Raw genomic sequence first — 16,735 nt, forward strand, 5'->3', positions numbered from 1 at the left:
AAAACCACCCGAAGGTGGTCAATGCACTTGAAGTGGTAACTGGTTTATTACTAACAAAAGGCAAAAGCCAGAATAGCTGGATCATCCAAGAAGGCATTCGAGGCATAGATGCTTGCCCGGTAAAACCAGGCATGCCCCACTTCGATGATCTCAAGCAAGCGATCCATTAGCCGAGATAGTCCGCTTTACCAATTTCTACGCCGTTGTGACGCAAGATGTTGTAGGCCGTAGTGACATGGAAGTAGAAATTGGGAATAATCCAAGTCAGCACATACTGCTCGCCGACAAACTCAAAGCTCCACTCTTTGACGGAAAACTTAATCTCTTTGGCCTCCGTGCCGTTCACTTGCTCGGGTTTGATGGTGTCGACAAAGGCAATCGTTTTAGCAATGCGCTCTTTTAACTGCGCAATAGTAGTTTCGTTATCGTCAAATTTGGGGGCCTCAATGCTAGCTAAACGTGCCATGCCATTCTTCACTTGATCGCAAGCAATCTGCACCTGTTTGGCCAAAGGGAACATATCCGGAAATAGGCGCCCCTCCACCAAAACAGCACCATCAATACCTTTGGCGGCAACATGCTCTTCAGCCTTAGTCAAAAGGCTAGAGAGATTGCCAAGCATCTTTTTCAATTGTGGAATCGATGCTTGGTACATTGAAATGGCCATAAATACTTTCTGAAATAAATTACTTAATTGTGAGTGAATTAAACATCACTCATGAAATCGCCACCACCACTGTCATCCCATGAGCTTGAGCTTGCACCGGCATCATCCCAAGAACTAGCATCTTGCACGCCAAAATTAGGATCTAAAGATGCTGGACCGCCCACTTGATTCATATTAGGGTTCATATTGGGATTGCCACTTTCGTGACCGCCCATCAGGTGACTTGCCAATGCTTGACCAGCATACATACCAGCACCCAATGCGGCACCAGTAGCCAAACTACCCATCAATCCACCACCTGCGCCACCAACTGGCGTACCAGGGTAGCCAGGACCGCCGGGATAGCCAGCGGGTCCGCCTGGAGTACCAGGGTAACCAGCGCTCGGGGCGTTGTAGACCTGGACTGCCTCAGCCTGGCGACGCTTCATCACAATGATGATGCCCACTACCAAGATGGCAATCAAACCCCAGAAGAGTGGATTACTAAAAATAGATGTTGAGCTACCGGCTACGGGAGCAGCGGCTCCACCAGCTAATTGCATTTGTAACTTTTGAACAGACTCAGGCTGAGCAAATGGCAAGCCTGGGGCAAGGTTCTCCGCTTTGATGAAATGATTGCGCGCTACCTCTAGCTTACCTTCTTTGAGGTACAGCTCGGCAGCAACATAATGTGCTTTTGCGCTATTCGGATGGTTTTGCAAAACCTCTTTCATCATGGCATCAGCTTTAGCCATCTGTCCGGCTTGCACAGCTTGATAGACCTCTGGCAGAGTTGCTTCAGCAAATGCCACATTGCTAGTGAGCAGTACCGCCGTTGCGAATACGCTAACTACTAAATTCATTACGTGACGCATTTTCATCATGACTCCTTGTAGGATGTTTCTTGCGAATTCCATTATCCCTAGTTTGGGGATTTTTGCTATTCCCTAGCTATATGGGGATTTTCTGAGGAACTTCAAGAGGCTAACTATCAGATCGAAGTGATCATTCCCTTAATTTTTGTAGCTATATAAATTCATTGCTGATACGATTTAACGTAACTACAATATTTCCGATGAAATTACCCTATGATTCGGTTAAAAATAATTCAAATATTGAGAAACATGGTTTATCACTTGCAGAAGCCAAGCTACTTGAGTGGGATACAGCCTTAGAGTGGATTGATGCTAGGAAAAATTATGGTGAGGAAAGACGTGTAGCGCTAGCCCTCATAAAGGAACGTTTGTACTGCGTAGTTTATGTTGAACTAAAAATCGGCATCAGAATTATCAGCCTAAGAAAAGCAAATAACCGCGAGATGAGCATCTATGAAGAAAAAATTAATTAGACATAGCGCCGCAGAAGATACGGCAATTACAAAAGCTGCCATGGAAGATCCGGACTCCATTCTATTCACCGATGAAGAGTGGAAGAAAGTCAAACCTACACTAGTACGCGGACGCGGCAGACCGCTAGGCAGCGGAACCAAAGAGCAAGTTACCCTGAGAATCGATAAAGATGTTTTGGATTTCTACAAATCCAAAGGCGAAGGATGGCAAACCTTTATCAATCAAGTATTGGGTGAAATTAAAAAGGAAGCGAAATCAATATCAGCGGTTGAAAAGAAGATCATCAAAGGCAATCTAATTTCGAACAAGCTCAAAATTGCGGCCTAAGGAAATCCTTTAAATCACCTCCTCAATCTCACCTTTAGATGAGATCAGAAATGCCTTGGCTGGTTTATCCGGCCGAATTCTGCCTAACTCTTGTTTGTAGTTATTTAGCTGCGCGCGATATTGATTGTGCGCCTCACTACCTTTTTCGGGAATCGTCAGCTTGTAGTCAATGATGGCTAGATGGTCATCAAATTCCACTAGACGGTCCAAGCGATAGCTCTTCCCCTCCTGACTAATGAGATCAATCTCATTCCAAGCTTGCACCCATTGATTGGTCGTGAGGTATTGCTGGAGCGCATTGGTATTTAAAACGGTTTGCGCTTGTTGTAGTGCTTTGACTGCTTGCTCTTGATCAATCTTCAGCCAAGCTGCTACTTGATCGGCATTCATGGTCTGGCTTGTTTTACTTTTTTTGCCTGTTTGCCCCGTTTGAATTGCAAGATACTCCAGCAGTCGATGGAAATGCACGCCCTCTTCCAGAATGTCAGAGTTACGCTCTTGTTGGCTTGATTCTTCATCTTGGAATGCGTCTAGCGTGAGGCCACTTTCAATATCTTGTAGTTGTTGCTGATGACTTATCTTTGCCGCATTCCAGGAAACTTCAAAATCCTCCATCATGAAATGGGTTTGATTTATCTCTATGGTCTGGATGGCGCCAGTTTGCCAGCTTGTAGATTGGGTTACCAGGAATGGATCTTCTAGAAGCGGCAGCCCGCCCAAGGTCGCTTTGCCATACCAAGATTTTTCATCAAGGCCTGTCGGATTTTTGCTGGTGGGTGCTTTTGCTACGCCACTTATCCAAAGCCCCTGCTTTGCTCTAGTCATCGCGACGTAGAGCAAGTTCCAGTTTTCATTTGCACCAATCAAGAGCTCACGTTCACGCACTTCACTACGAGGATTGGTTAAGGTGCCTGAGGTATACATCGATAAATGGGTGGGACTCTCATGCTCGGGAGGCCAATCCAATAACACGCCACGGTGATCAGCCTTACCCTCGGTATGATTGGCATCGAGCATGATCACAAAGGGAGACTCCAAACCCTTCGCACCATGAATTGTCATGAGACGTACACGCTTGTTTCTATCTTCTTCCGATAACTCGCTCTCTTCATCTACATCCACTAAATCAGATTCTGCTTCGACATCCCCTTCATCCGGGGTTTCGTCATCATCACCGCGTCGGATTGCATTAATTTCTTCTATGAAACGACCGAGACTTGGATAACGACCTCCATCTTGATTCAAAGCCAACTCCAAGAAAGCATCCAAATTGGCAAGCACTTGGGCGCGCGCAATGTCTTGGCAGGCACTGGCGTACTTCATGCGCAGATCACACTCTTGATAGATGCGATCGAGCAAGTCGTGAACTGGCAAACGCTCACCTAATATGCGCCAATGCTCTAAATACCGCGCCGCCTGAATCAAGCTCGCATCAGGGCTATCTTGCAAGGCATCCCACCATGAGCGATATTGATTTGAAGCCATCGCCTTCGCGAGGGTTTGCATTTGCTGCTCGGTAAATCCAAAAATAGGACTTCTGAGTACTTGGGCCAAAGGTAAGTCATGGCGAGGCGTTACTAATACCAATAGGAGTGCGATCAGATCATCAATCTCCAAGGTATTTAACAAGCCGCCCAGACGAGAGCTCTCAAAAGCCAGACCCGCCTCACGCAAGGCCCGCTCAAATTGCGGCAAATACTTGCGACGCTTCACTAGCAGCAAGAAATCACTCTCTCTCGCCTTGCGCCATACTTCGTTACCGTTCTCGCGATCGGCTACCGGGCGAGTTGCAATGACATGCTGAATTAACGCGCTGATCTGCTGACCCTCGATATAGCGTTGAGTCACATCAGCTGTTTGCCGCGCATCCACAATCGCTTGATCAAATGCACTACCTGCTCTTTGCTCCAACTCTTCCGCTTCATGCTTGATGAGCGGCAAGAGATATGCTTCGCCTTCTAACTGATATGGGGCATCACCACCAGCGGGCGCATTCCATAGGGTGTTCTGTCCAGTAAATTGATATGTCTCAGGCAATCTCTCGCGATCAAATACACGATTTACTGCCGTATTAATTTGCGGCGCATTACGACGCGTCGCATTTTGATTCAGAGATGCCGCTTGCAGCTCTTTAACAAGGAAGGCCTCGGCATCATCAAACAAACGTGGGTCGGCACGGCGGAAACGATAAATCGATTGCTTGGGATCGCCCACGATAAAGACGGTCGGCTTGGACTCATCCTGACCATAGCCTTCTAACCATGCACGCAGAATCTGCCATTGCAAGGGATTGGTATCTTGGAACTCATCCACCAAGATATGTTTGTACTTCGCATCCAATCGCGCTTGCAAGTAGGATGCATTAGCGCAGTCCGCCATTAACTGACTGACACCAATCTCGAGGTCATCAAAGTCACGCACCCGCATAGACTCTTTTGTGGCGCTCACGTGCTCCATCATGGCAGAGCTCATCGCAAACCAAGCCTCATTTAAGGCATAAGCTTCCCGCTCTTTTTGCCAGCTGATGAATTCCAGAAAAGCGCTCGCCCATGCCTGCTTGTAGGAAACATGCTCTTGTTCACAATCAGAAAGACCCTCCTTCTTGAGGTATTTCTTCAAATCGCCAGCGGCTTTATCATTGGACGTTCTATTGGTGTCATCCTGCGTCAGGAATACCGACTGCAAGACAGATGCGATTTCCATCACATCTCCACCGCGAGCCTTGACCTCCATCGCTGCTTTGATAGCAGGGGCATAGCCCTGCTCTGTCGCACTACTGTTCGTAAAACACTTTTGCAAGAATCGCAGGTCTGCTTCCGCGTTCATGGCACCCCACACCGCATCCAATGGATTGGCAGCATTTAAGCGGGTTAGTGATTTTTTAAATTGCTCAATCGGTGCAATACCCTTGGCTTTGCACGCTTGTGAGAAAAAAGTCCAAGCACCTCTTTGCTTAAAGAGACTGTAATTGCCCATCAAGAATTTCTGTGTCTCGCTAGCACCTAGGTTTTTCAAGAGCGTATCAAAATGGGACTCGATGCCTTGTGGCAAATTACCCCACCAATCATCCAAGCATTCTTCTTGCAGTCGCTTGGCATCTTCACGCAGACTGAAGCCCGGTTGAATTCCGGCTGAAACTGGAGCCGCGCCCAGCAATCTTCCAAACCAGCCATGGAAGGTGTCAATCACAATCCCTTGTGGACTTGCTAACACTTTTGCATAGAGGGATTTTGCTACAGGGAGTAACTGTTCTACTTGTGCCTTATTTACACCACGCTCCGTTAAATGATCAGCCAGCTGCTCATCACTGCATTGAGAGAATTCTTCTAGCAATCGATAGAGTCGATCACGCATCTCTTGAGCGGCTTTACGGGTAAAAGTCAGCGCGAGAATTTCCTGAGGCTTAGCGCCAGCCAAGAGTAAGCGCAGCATCCGTGCAACCAGCAACCAAGTCTTCCCACTGCCGGCACAAGCCGAGACAATGACAGAGCGCTGCGGATCGCAAGCAATATCCACTCGGAATACCGGTTTGCCTTCAGAAATAGGGATATCGCTCACCACATCCCCTTTCTGCAAATGCCTCTAGCTTCGCAATACTGACAAACACTATCAGGCGCAAATGCTTTGAGGGGTTTGCCAGACCAAAGCAATTCCACATCCTCTGTAATCTGCTCAGAGAATTGCGTCATTGCATCTGGCATATCCTGAATAGCGACTGCCCGCTCGGCCTCATCACCACCTTTTTTGATATCCGCCTTTAAGGCTACCCACTCGGCTTGCTGTACTACGCGCCCGGGTATTTTTTGACTCTCGTTAGAAGCTCGAGCATAAATGAGGAGTTGGGGATCATCTAGTACCGCATCCGCACGCCACTCCACCTTTGTCAAAGATTGATTCTTGTAGTCAATCACGGAAGCCGTTTTGGCATCCTGCATGCTGACATCAAAGCGATCGGCATAGCCCTCAATGCGAATATGACGCTCATTACCATCTGCATCAGTAAACGGCAAATCAAATCCCACCTTGACTTCCGCGTCATGGAAATCCCAGCCTTGAGCCTCGCGATCTAACTGCCACTGAATAAAACTCGGAATTTGTTTTTGCCAATCTCTTAAGATGCCTAGGACCCTGGCGTCGCCCTCGATCAAACGTTTAAACACTTGCTCCGAAATATTGACCAACTGCTGATGCATCCAGTTGCGACGCATATCGATATTAGTCACGACTGGTGAAGTGGATTTTTGCCCCTCACTTTTCATCGCGTGATAGAAATTACGCAAGATCTTATGCAAAGTCTGACCAGCCAAAGAAGCATCAAACCCTTCTTCAAAGCCTTTGAGTTTTCGTAGGCCTAAAAGGCTACGGACATAGTATCGATAAGGGCAATCTCGCAAGGCTTTATAGGCGCTTGGGCTCATCGAAAGCGGCATGGGTAAATCGGCATCCAAACGAGCTACTGACATGTGAGCAGGTACGGCAGCGGCACTACGAGGCTCAAATAAGGCATTAGCATTTTGGGCTTGCCAATGTGGGAGCTCAATTTGTAAACGCTGAATCCATGCGGATGGTCTCAAGGGTTCGCCACTTTTGCTCTTGCTTTGCCACAATAAATCCACGCGCGGAAACGAAATCAAGAGCTGGGATAAGTCTCGCGCCTGCTGAATAAATTGCGCTTCAATACTCGAGCCGCCCAATAGGCGACTCAATGCGTCTGAGAAAAATAATGGCGGCTCTGAGAATGCTGGCAACTGCTGCTCATCGCACCCTACAACCACTACCGACTCAAACTCCCGAAAACGCGTAGAGCTTAAAGGCAGGATGCTTAAAGTTGCTAGAGCATTGATGCCCTTCTCCTCATAAGAAGCTTCTTCGACTACCGTCTTCAGCAAACTCAGCCACTCATTGAGGCGCATGACAATACGCTGATGCTCCTCATCAAAATCAAATGCTGCTAAGAGCTCAAGTAATTGCTTACCAGCAGAGTCTTTTTCTAAGCCCTGCGACATTCCAGTGAATGTCAAATCTTCTATCAGATATTGATAAGCAAGCGCGCAATCAATCTTGATGCCACGCCAACGATTTAAGCGGCCTCGAACACACTGCAACAACTCAAGCAATAGTGGATTAGGCGCCGCGGAGCCGTGCGCAACCGACCCCTCAATGGCCATATGAAAAGTTTCCCAACCAGACTTGGCCTGACTAGCAATCAAGATATCTTCTAGTTCTGCAACCAAGCCATTGAGAGACTCCGCCGCCCTGGGACTGCCGGAGCTATCTTGACTTAAGCACTGAGCGATATCTAAAAATGGATTTTGCAAAAACTCTAATAAGTCGTTCGCACTTGGACCTTCAGGGGATGAGCGCAATAACTCCAGCCAACTATTAAGCGCTGCTGCAGCTCTAGTGGTGGAGAGCTTCCAGCCTGTTTCATCTTGGATCTTGAGTGATGGACCTAAGCGCCCTAGTAATGCGCGCGCCCTTCTGGCCACCAAGCGATCTTGCGCGACCAAGGCGATATTAGTTTTTCCATCAATCAGTTGCTGCTCGATGGTTTTGGCGGTTGCCCATGCCAACTCCTCAAAACGTTTAGCGGCAATCAAGCGCCAATGTTCTGGATGCGCATTGGCAATATTTGCTTGAACTGTGGCCTGAACTTGCGCTTCTGTGATTGACTCGTCATTCGTATTGAGCGCCTCACTCCATAGCGCAACTAACTCCCAGTTCATCGTCACTTCAATGGCAGGGGCATACTTTGCGTAATCTGAGAGGTAATGTTGAATTAGTGTTTTATCTACTGGTGTTGGATCAGCTGTCTCCACCCAGATCAGCGGCCGTGGTTCTGAGCCATATTGAGCAGCCTCAAGATGGGCTGCCATTGCGAATTGTTTTCTGAATGCGGGATCACTTGCGCTCGTGATGTATCGCCAAAATGTCAGCAGTACTTGCGCCTCTTGATCCACCACTTTGCGCGCTAGGTTTGGGTATGCCTGCGCAACAGCACGATCTAATAATGGCTGCAGCGTTTCAATCCAGGCTTGCGTATTAACCTCACCCTGTTGTTCGCTAATGAGTCCATGTAACTCCTTCTGCAGAATTGGTGCAATGGTATTCGACAAGCTATCGCATGCCGCAATAATGGCCTGCGCCAATCCCCATGCCCCTGCCTCAGTTTCCGCTTTAAACCAACTTTGTAGATCCTTGTGCTTTCTGAGAGTGGCGTATACCGAGAGCCAGCGCTCTAAGTCGGATTGTTTTTTAGGAAACTTCCAAGCGCCCGGCGCGGCTTCTAACCAATCATTGAAACTCATGACTTGAGGTAAGAAAGCGATCTTGGGGTTCAGTCCTTTAGGTCGATACTTTTCTAAGGCCGCCCTGACACCCATCAAGGGGCCGGCAGTACTGAGCACCACCAAGGGGCGTTGATTAGTTTGCACTGCACAATTCCAAATACCGTCCGCGAGCTCCTTTAAGGCGCCAGCATTAGGCGCAATAGTCCATGCGTAAGGCTGCTGTTGATCAGAAATGGTCGGAAATGGGCGAGACATTCAGTGTGGAGCGGGATTCTAGTTTTGGGTCAATTTAAGAGTTTTGGGCAGAAAGTGTGGCTTATTGCTAATATAAGCGGTGTAACGCAATCACTATATAAAACTAAATAAGACCAAATAAGGAATTTTCATGAGTGCCGGCATTAAATATGTAACTGACGCTTCATTCGAGCAAGATGTTCTCAAGTCCGATAAACCTGTATTGCTCGACTTCTGGGCTGAGTGGTGCGGTCCTTGCAAGATGATCGGCCCTATTCTTGAAGAACTCGCCGGCGAATACGGTGACAAGATTCAGATCGCGAAGATGAACGTGGATGAGAACCAAGGTGTTCCGGCCCAATTCAATATTCGCGGTATCCCAACATTGATCCTCTTTAAGAACGGCACTGTTGCTGCTCAAAAAGTAGGCGCCTTGGCCAAATCCCAGCTGACTGCTTTTATTGATAGTCATCTGTAAATAGTGCTTGATCACAGGTTCACTGGGTGAGCCTGTGGTTTTTATTGGTGTTTAGCCTGCTTCAGACTGCTTTAGACCGCTTTAGCTCACTAGTTACTTGAAACGCCTGTTTTTTAGTGTAGTATCTATTGCATCAGTACATCAAAGCACTTTCAGTGCGCCGACCCTCAGCAAGATTCTTAGTAATTTACCTCCCCTCTTTTTAGCAAAATCCCCCACATTCTGTTTTTCCATATCCGTCTGATATTCATCTAGACGGCGATTACTCAAAACACATTCATACCCTTATTTAATACCCGAGAACCACATGCAATTATCTGAACTCAAAGTCCTCCACGTTTCCGCCCTACTTGAAATGGCAGCCAGCCTGGAGATCGAAAACACGCAACGGATGCGCAAACAAGAATTGATGTTCGCCATTCTGAAGAAACGTGCCAAAGCTGGTGAAACCGTTTTTGGTGACGGCACTTTGGAAGTATTGCCTGATGGCTTCGGTTTCTTGCGCTCCCCAGACGCCTCTTATATGGCATCTCCGGATGACATCTATATCTCCCCTGCACAAATTCGTCGCTTCAATCTGCACACTGGTGACAGCGTTGAGGGCGAGGTTCGCACTCCTAAAGATGGTGAGCGTTACTTTGCATTAGTAAAAGTAGACAAGATCAATGGCCTGCCTCCAGAGGCGTTAAAGAACCGCATCATGTTCGAGAACCTAACGCCTTTGCACCCTAATCGCGTAGTGCAGTTAGAGCGCGACATTAAGGCTGAAGAGAATTTAACCGGCCGCATCATCGATATGATCTCCCCGATTGGCTATGGTCAACGCGGCCTGCTGGTGGCTTCACCAAAATCCGGTAAGACCGTGATGATGCAGCACATTGCGCATGCCATCGCAGCGAATAATCCCGAAGCGATTCTTATCGTATTGTTAGTGGATGAGCGCCCTGAGGAAGTTACCGAGATGCAGCGCTCCGTTCGCGGTGAAGTCGTTGCCTCAACATTTGATGAGCCAGCCGTTCGTCACGTGCAAGTTGCCGAGATGGTGATTGAGAAAGCCAAGCGCTTGGTAGAGATGAAAAAAGACGTCATCATCTTGCTTGACTCCATTACGCGTCTTGCTCGCGCCTACAATACAGTCGTTCCTTCATCGGGCAAAGTACTCTCTGGCGGTGTGGATGCCAATGCATTGCAGCGTCCAAAACGCTTCTTTGGCGCAGCACGTAATGTGGAAGAAGGCGGCTCACTCACCATCATCGCTACTGCCCTGATTGAAACTGGTAGCCGTATGGATGACCTCATTTACGAAGAGTTCAAAGGTACTGGCAATATGGAAGTTCACCTTGAGCGTCGTTTGGCTGAGCGCCGTGTTTATCCTGCAATCAACCTCAACAAGTCTGGCACCCGCCGCGAGGAATTGCTGGTGAAAGCTGAAAACCTCCAAAAAATCTGGGTTTTACGTAAATTATTGGCAGATATGGATGATATCGAGGCGATGAACTTTATCGTTGATAAGCTCAAATCCACCAAAAATAACGGCGAATTCTTTGATTTAATGCGTAAAGGCGGCTAATTTAGCCCCTTGTACTCGGTAAAAGTGCGCTTTGTTATTGATTTCATGGCATAATTTCGCTTTTATCGCTTTAATAATTTGCATTTAACTGGGTAAGTATTGAGGTTTTAAACCACAACGGCTACTCGCTAATAGGACTAAAAATGAAACCTGGCATTCACCCCGAATATCGTGAAATCGTCTTTTTGGACGTTTCCAACAACTTCAGCTTCAAGACTCGCTCCACCATGGCCACTAAAGAAACAGTCAAGTGGGAGGATGGCAATGAGTATCCATTAGCCAAGATCGAGACTTCATCTGAGTCACACCCTTTCTACACTGGTACCCAGAAGATTATGGATACTGCCGGTCGTGTTGAGAAATTCCGTCAGAAATTCGGTACTAAAGCTGTTGCTAAAGCTTCCGGTGATGGCGCTGCTAAAACAGCTGAGAAAAAAGCTGCTGCTGCAGAAGCTAAAGCTGCTGAAAAGCCAGCTAAGAAAAAGGCTTAATTTCAGGCTTACTTCGAATAGGGATTGGGTAATCGCCCACCCCCTGCGAGATAATCAAGGCAGCGTTTGCTGCCTTTTTTATTGCTAATTTTTTATGGTCAAACTTACCGCCGCCGCCACCACCTCTATTCCGCGCATCATTATTTTTGCGCTGACTTTGGTGTACGGTCTCGCCGGTCTATTTGCGCGCGATCCCTGGAAGAACGAGGATGCAATCGGCTTTGGCGGCATGTGGACCCTGCAGCACGGCAAAGCGCTGGATTGGATTGTTCCGCATCTAGCGGGACGCGATGTTTCTTTAGGCGCTCCCTTCCCATACTGGCTAGGCGCTACCCTCATCGATCTATTTGGACCTTTGATTGGCGCCACCAATGCGGCGCGTCTCTATGCCGCAATCTGCTTTTTTGCATCGGCACTAGCGATTTGGTATGCCACCTATCTATTAGGTCGCCGTCAAGAAGTTCAGCCTATGGCTTTAGCGGTAGGTGGTCAGCCTGGTCGCAAGAACTATGGCATGACTTTAGCCGATGGCGCCCTATTGATTTTCTTGGCATGCGTAGGTCTTGCGCAACGCGCACATGAAACCACGCCCATGATGGCGCAGCTCATGGGTATCAGTATTGTGTTGTACGGCACCGTTCGCGGCTTGGACAAGCCATGGCAAGGTGGTTTATGGACTGGCCTTGGCATTGCCATTGTGGCGCTCTCCAGCAATCTCACGCTCAGCCTCATCATTGTGAGCTCCACCATCATTGCGGTGATTGCCAGCAATGCAAAGTTACGCTTTCGTTGGACATTAACCAGCACCGTACTTGGTTTAATTGGTTTTGCGATCTGGCCTGCACTTTGGTATTTGGGCAACCTCACTCCAGAATGGCGCCACATTGCCGAAGAAGGCTGGCGCAATATGCCAGAGATGCGCGCCACTCCATCGATTGAATCTCTTGGATTTTTTAGCGTGAACTTTTGGGCTTACGCCTGGCCAGTCTGGCCGCTTGCCATCATCTCCCTCGCCCACTGGGGTCGAGTAAAAGCCGCGGGTCAATGGCGTGCACCACATCTATGTATCCCGCTGAGTATATTTATTGGTTGCCTCATCTATGTGTTGTTTAGGATGGAAGCTAACGAACATGATTTGATGATCTTGATTCCAAGTCTGTCCATCATTGCCGCATTTAGCCTCCCTATTCTGAAACGCGGTCTGATCAGTTTCATTGACTGGTTTGCGATGTTCAGCTTCACCATCATTGCTTTGGCAATTTGGATTATTTGGCTAGCTAAAGTCACTGGCTTTCCAGAATCTACCGCCGCGAATCTGACACGACTCTTGCCGGGATTTCAGGCGCGGTTTGATTACATCAGCTTTTTGGTAGCTATTGTCATTACCGGTGTTTGGCTAGCAATTGTGCGCTGGAGAACATCACGCGCCCCCAAAGAAATCTGGCGCTGCCTCATCATCTCCGCATCGGGCACCACCTTAATGTGGGTGCTGTTGATGACGCTCTGGCTGCCAACAATTAACTACGCTAAAACCTATCGCTATGTTTCCGATCGCTTGGCGCAAATTATTGCCAACACACCAGGCTGCATCGACACCACTAATCTGGGTCCAGCTCAGTTAGCTTCGTTTAGCTACTTCACTAAATTACCCTTGCGTGATGATCCTAACTGCAACCTCATGTTGACCCATAGCTCCTTAGAGGCAAAGGCATACGCTAGCCTAAATAAAAAGCAAATTACCTTGCTTTGGGAAGATCGTCGCGCATCTGACCGTGATGAGCGCTTGCGCCTCTATCAAATCACTTCAGCCGGCAAAGAGTAATTCATGCTGCACTTCAAGTTATCGCGCCTACGCGAGGATATTCCCTCCCTACTAAAGCTAGCTGGTCCGTTGCTGATTGGCCAACTAGCGGTTATTGCCTTTGGTGTTTTAGATACCGCTATGACTGCACGCTACTCAGCAGATGATTTGGCAGCGCTCGCGATGGCCTCAGCCATTTTTATTAGTATCTATGTTGGTTTGACGGGCGTGATCTCAGCGCTCGCCCCAATTGCAGGGCAGCTGTTTGGTGCCCGACGTTTTAGTGAGATTGGCGAGGAAGTGCGTCAAGCGACATGGCTCGCCCTTGGTCTCACTCTCCTTGGTTGCCTTGTTCTTCTCAATGCCGACCATCTATTACAAATTTCTCAAGTTAGCCCTGACATTGAAGGCAAAGCGCGCCTCTATCTTGGCATTCTGGCAATAGGCTTGCCTGCGAGTATGGCCATGCGCGTTCTCATGGCTTTGCATAACGCGGTTTCAAGGCCGGCCGTGATTACCGTGGTGCAATTGATTGGCCTTGGATTGAAACTGCCGCTCAATCTACTCTTTATTTATGGCGGACTTGGCATCGAAGGAATGGGCGGCCCTGGCTGCGCGGTTGCCACCGTCATCATTAATTGGTTTTGGCTCATCATCACCCTAGGCTTTGTGCTCCTGGATAGTTTTTACCGTCCATTTAAGATTTTTGCGCGCTTTAGTTGGCCCGATTGGCATCGCATCTGGACCCTATTACGACTAGGCACTCCGATTGGGTTTAGCTATCTTATCGAGGTCACATCATTTACTTTTATGTCGCTGTTCATCGCCCGTCTTGGAACCACTGCTTTAGCGGGACATCAGATTGTGGCTAATATGGGTACCGTGATTTATATGGTTCCACTATCACTATCCATCGCGACCATGACCTTGGTCTCCCAATCGATTGGTGCGAATAAGCAAGAACGCGCAGAAGAGATTGGCTGGTCATCGGTATTTTTCACAACGACCTTATGTATTGTGATTGGTATTGCGGTATGGATTTTCAGAATGCAATTGCTCGATCTTTATGATCCACCTGAAGCGGTCAAAGTTTTTTCTGTGCCACTCTTCTTGTTCATTGCCTTTTATCAAATCTTTGATGCCCTGCAAATCACTGCGGCATTTATCTTACGCGCTTACCGCATCGCCTTCTGGCCAATGCTCATTTACGCAGGATCACTTTGGGGCGTGGGATTAGGCGGTGGTTATCTGATGGGCTTTAATGTACTAGGCAATACACCAGAGTTTCTGCAAGGCGCTAATGGCTTTTGGGCCGGCAACAGCATGAGTCTGGGCTTGGCTGCGCTCTTACTACTCTATCTCTTTAGAAGAACGGCGGCGCGCTTCGAGAAAACGCATCCGCCGGTTGAGGTGTAATTGGTGTAATTACAGCAAACAGAATTACTGAATGGGCTTAAACCCGTTTGGAGGCATAGATGGCTTGCCTTGTGGAATGTTGTAACCACTGCCACTACCTTGTGTTGGATAACTGGGCACTTGATTGCCTTTGGAGTACATGCATTGCTGATAGGCGATGTTGTACTGAGTTTGAGATTGATTTTGCTTACCAGCAGAGTTCATGGCGCCTATTGCGGCACCACCCAATAATCCAATCCCTGCACCAGTGCCAACATTCTGACTATTGCCACCCTGAATTACTGCACCTGCCGCTGCGCCCAGTGCAGCACCGATTGCTGCGCTAGTCGCACCCTCTTTTAACGCAGCATTACTAGTATCCTTCACAGCATTGGCGGCAAACTCTCGGCATTGTTGATCTTCTTGTTGGAAAACCTCAAAAGGCTTACCTTCGCGCGGCATGATCGCGATGGTTGGACCGGTTGGGGCAGAGACGCAAGCAGCTAAAGAACTAATCATTGCCAAAGTAAGTATTGCTCGTTTCATATTGAATCCTTAAATCTAAAAAATCACTTAATTGTGAATACGCTGTTTAGTCTGGGTATTGCCAGAGGGTGGCACTGCTGGCTGAGTAAGCCAACCAGAGGCGCAACTTTGCACATAGGGGAAGTACTGGCCGCTAGCTTCACAGAAATACCAAACCGGTGGCTGTGGTTGCGCAGCCAATACCATTGGTTGCGAAGGGGCGGCGTACGTTACCACCGGTGGTGCAGCATATACGACGGGTGCAGCATAGTAGCCTGTGGCGTATGGGTAGCCATACGCAGGCCCATAGTACCCGCCTCGCCAGCCTGGACCCCAGCCACCACCCCAACCTGGGCCGTAAGCTGCGGGACGCCAACCGCCTCCATAGCCACCGCCTACTGAAACCGCCCAGCCAACTTGACCTGCCTGTGCCTCAATCGGTGTGGCAATGGAGCCGAGTACTGCCGCCAATAGCAATGCAGGCATTAAATATTGATTTTGAGAGTTCTGTTTACTTGTGTTCATAGTGGACCTCATGTTTGGTCGCCTCCTACCATCTATAACGCTTCATTCATTGCCAAGCTGACAAGAATCGCCTTATTTGACGCAATATTGATGACTTTTCTAGTCTAATTTTGCGCCTGATTTGTAGATAACTCTACCCCATTTATTGCTCTCGACCTGAATCAATTTAGACAACGCCTGAGGGCTTCCTGGAGCAGGCTCCAGACCACTGGCTAACAGTTTGCGCTTCACCTCAGTCTGATTGAGGGTGCGACGCACCATGGTATTTAACTGTTTTTGTACCGCAGGGGGCAAGTTGCCCGGAGCCATCAAAGAGAACCATGAAGTAGCCTCAAAACCGGGCAAGCCCTGCTCTGCTAGTGTCGGAATATCTGGAGCGGCAGGCGAGCGTTTTAAGGTAGTCACCCCTAGAGCCTGAACCTCTCCCGCCTTAATCATAGGTAGGGATGAAGATAGGTTATCAAAGAGCATCGATATACGGCCGCTAATCAAATCGGGTAAAGACTGCGCCCTCCCCTTATATGGAATATGTCGAATTTGCACACCCGTCATATCTTTAAATAACTCGCCAGACATATGCAGAGAAGTGCCAACACCAGAGGAGCCAAAAGTAAGCTGATTGGGCTTTGCTTTAGCCAGATCAATGAGTTCATGCAGATTGCTCACTCCAAGACGCTTGTTCACCACCAACACATTGGGCGTACTTGCTAAAAAACTAATAGGCGTGAAATCATTGATCGGATGAAAGGACATCTTTTCATAGAGAGCGCCATTGATCGCGTGAATACCAACTGTACCAATCAGTAAGGTATACCCATCAGGATCACTCTTGGCAACGATGTCGGCACCAATATTGCCACCATAACCTGGGCGATTTTCCACCAAGACTGGAACACCCAAACTCTGCTGCCAACTCTCAGCAAGTACCCGAGCCAAAATATCGGGGGCACCACCAGGAGTAAATGTCACCACAATCCGAATGGGCTGTTTTGGCCAGATCTTACTGGATGACTGCGCTTGAGCAAAAGCACTAGATAGAATGCAGATCAATACTGCGAGGAAGATCCTTGCCACCCTTGTAATGCTCAGCATGAAAAAGTCAGC

General features: G+C 48.2%; 14 protein-coding genes. 7 read left to right on the top strand and 7 right to left on the bottom strand.

All coding sequences use genetic code 11. The annotated features are described in order from the left end of the window. Positions 1-166: 166 nt before the first annotated feature. On the bottom strand, positions 167-667 hold the full coding sequence (locus FD960_RS06040; RefSeq protein WP_215297874.1) for a DUF1993 family protein: 501 nt from the start codon (positions 665-667) through the stop codon (positions 167-169). Positions 668-705: 38 nt separating this feature from the next. After that, entirely contained in the window at positions 706-1,527 is an 822-nt protein-coding gene (locus tag FD960_RS06045) for a tol-pal system YbgF family protein (RefSeq protein ID WP_215297875.1), read from the bottom strand. A 194-nt stretch (positions 1,528-1,721) separates the two neighbouring features. On the opposite strand from FD960_RS06045, the gene FD960_RS06050 reads away from it, so the two are divergent. After that, positions 1,722-1,994: a BrnT family toxin gene (locus FD960_RS06050; RefSeq protein WP_215297876.1), complete on the top strand. Its 273-nt coding sequence runs from the start codon at positions 1,722-1,724 to the stop codon at positions 1,992-1,994. Next, entirely contained in the window at positions 1,975-2,322 is a 348-nt protein-coding gene (locus FD960_RS06055) for a BrnA antitoxin family protein (protein WP_215297877.1), read from the top strand. Before FD960_RS06050 ends, FD960_RS06055 begins: the two co-directional genes overlap by 20 nt. Before the next feature lie 9 nt (positions 2,323-2,331). Here the strand turns inward: FD960_RS06055 and FD960_RS06060 are convergent, their stop codons facing one another. Both FD960_RS06060 and FD960_RS06065 read right to left on the bottom strand, forming a co-directional pair. Then, positions 2,332-5,880: an exodeoxyribonuclease V subunit beta gene (locus tag FD960_RS06060; RefSeq protein ID WP_251369749.1), complete on the bottom strand. Its 3,549-nt coding sequence runs from the start codon at positions 5,878-5,880 to the stop codon at positions 2,332-2,334. Further along, entirely contained in the window at positions 5,877-8,867 is a 2,991-nt protein-coding gene (locus FD960_RS06065; RefSeq protein ID WP_215297878.1) for a PD-(D/E)XK nuclease family protein, read from the bottom strand. Before FD960_RS06065 ends, FD960_RS06060 begins: the two co-directional genes overlap by 4 nt. A 130-nt stretch (positions 8,868-8,997) precedes the next feature. Here FD960_RS06065 and trxA point away from each other — a divergent pair, with 130 nt between their 5' ends. From trxA to FD960_RS06090, 5 genes are all read left to right on the top strand, one after another. Continuing rightward, positions 8,998-9,324, top strand: coding sequence for a thioredoxin TrxA (gene trxA, locus FD960_RS06070; protein WP_062309025.1), 327 nt, complete (start codon positions 8,998-9,000; stop codon positions 9,322-9,324). 307 nt (positions 9,325-9,631) lie between these two features. Next, positions 9,632-10,894, top strand: coding sequence for a transcription termination factor Rho (gene rho / locus FD960_RS06075; RefSeq protein WP_062309027.1), 1,263 nt, complete (start codon positions 9,632-9,634; stop codon positions 10,892-10,894). 143 nt (positions 10,895-11,037) lie between these two features. Further along, positions 11,038-11,385: a type B 50S ribosomal protein L31 gene (locus tag FD960_RS06080; protein ID WP_215297879.1), complete on the top strand. Its 348-nt coding sequence runs from the start codon at positions 11,038-11,040 to the stop codon at positions 11,383-11,385. Between the two features lie 94 nt (positions 11,386-11,479). After that, positions 11,480-13,207 carry a glycosyltransferase family 39 protein gene (locus tag FD960_RS06085; protein ID WP_215297880.1) on the top strand — a complete coding sequence of 576 codons (1,728 nt, stop codon included), beginning with the start codon at positions 11,480-11,482 and terminating at the stop codon, positions 13,205-13,207. Between the two features lie 3 nt (positions 13,208-13,210). Then, the gene (locus FD960_RS06090) at positions 13,211-14,602 is read left to right on the top strand and encodes an MATE family efflux transporter (RefSeq protein ID WP_215297881.1); all 1,392 of its coding nucleotides are present in this window, start codon (positions 13,211-13,213) and stop codon (positions 14,600-14,602) included. 24 nt (positions 14,603-14,626) lie between these two features. Here FD960_RS06090 and FD960_RS06095 read toward each other — a convergent pair whose 3' ends face one another. From FD960_RS06095 to FD960_RS06105, 3 genes are all read right to left on the bottom strand, one after another. Further along, the gene (locus FD960_RS06095) at positions 14,627-15,127 is read right to left on the bottom strand and encodes a glycine zipper family protein (RefSeq protein WP_215297883.1); all 501 of its coding nucleotides are present in this window, start codon (positions 15,125-15,127) and stop codon (positions 14,627-14,629) included. Between the two features lie 27 nt (positions 15,128-15,154). Next, positions 15,155-15,631: a hypothetical protein gene (locus tag FD960_RS06100; RefSeq protein WP_215297885.1), complete on the bottom strand. Its 477-nt coding sequence runs from the start codon at positions 15,629-15,631 to the stop codon at positions 15,155-15,157. A 99-nt stretch (positions 15,632-15,730) separates the two neighbouring features. Next, the gene (locus FD960_RS06105) at positions 15,731-16,723 is read right to left on the bottom strand and encodes a tripartite tricarboxylate transporter substrate binding protein (RefSeq protein ID WP_215297887.1); all 993 of its coding nucleotides are present in this window, start codon (positions 16,721-16,723) and stop codon (positions 15,731-15,733) included. Positions 16,724-16,735: the final 12 nt, after the last annotated feature.

The sequence above is a fragment of the Polynucleobacter sp. AP-Nino-20-G2 genome, from assembly GCF_018688235.1.
Lineage (GTDB): Bacteria > Pseudomonadota > Gammaproteobacteria > Burkholderiales > Burkholderiaceae > Polynucleobacter.

What these genes read in the sequence shown, in the direction of transcription:
- rho (WP_062309027.1), top strand. Translation starts at nt 9,632, where the DNA reads ATGCAATTATCTGAACTCAAAGTCCTCCACGTTTCCGCCCTACTTGAA.
- FD960_RS06105 (WP_215297887.1), bottom strand. Translation starts at nt 16,723, where the DNA reads ATGCTGAGCATTACAAGGGTGGCAAGGATCTTCCTCGCAGTATTGATC.
- FD960_RS06065 (WP_215297878.1), bottom strand. Translation starts at nt 8,867, where the DNA reads ATGTCTCGCCCATTTCCGACCATTTCTGATCAACAGCAGCCTTACGCA.
- FD960_RS06080 (WP_215297879.1), top strand. Translation starts at nt 11,038, where the DNA reads ATGAAACCTGGCATTCACCCCGAATATCGTGAAATCGTCTTTTTGGAC.
- FD960_RS06090 (WP_215297881.1), top strand. Translation starts at nt 13,211, where the DNA reads ATGCTGCACTTCAAGTTATCGCGCCTACGCGAGGATATTCCCTCCCTA.
- FD960_RS06050 (WP_215297876.1), top strand. Translation starts at nt 1,722, where the DNA reads ATGAAATTACCCTATGATTCGGTTAAAAATAATTCAAATATTGAGAAA.
- FD960_RS06055 (WP_215297877.1), top strand. Translation starts at nt 1,975, where the DNA reads ATGAAGAAAAAATTAATTAGACATAGCGCCGCAGAAGATACGGCAATT.
- FD960_RS06040 (WP_215297874.1), bottom strand. Translation starts at nt 667, where the DNA reads ATGGCCATTTCAATGTACCAAGCATCGATTCCACAATTGAAAAAGATG.
- FD960_RS06045 (WP_215297875.1), bottom strand. Translation starts at nt 1,527, where the DNA reads ATGAAAATGCGTCACGTAATGAATTTAGTAGTTAGCGTATTCGCAACG.
- FD960_RS06100 (WP_215297885.1), bottom strand. Translation starts at nt 15,631, where the DNA reads ATGAACACAAGTAAACAGAACTCTCAAAATCAATATTTAATGCCTGCA.
- FD960_RS06085 (WP_215297880.1), top strand. Translation starts at nt 11,480, where the DNA reads ATGGTCAAACTTACCGCCGCCGCCACCACCTCTATTCCGCGCATCATT.
- FD960_RS06095 (WP_215297883.1), bottom strand. Translation starts at nt 15,127, where the DNA reads ATGAAACGAGCAATACTTACTTTGGCAATGATTAGTTCTTTAGCTGCT.
- trxA (WP_062309025.1), top strand. Translation starts at nt 8,998, where the DNA reads ATGAGTGCCGGCATTAAATATGTAACTGACGCTTCATTCGAGCAAGAT.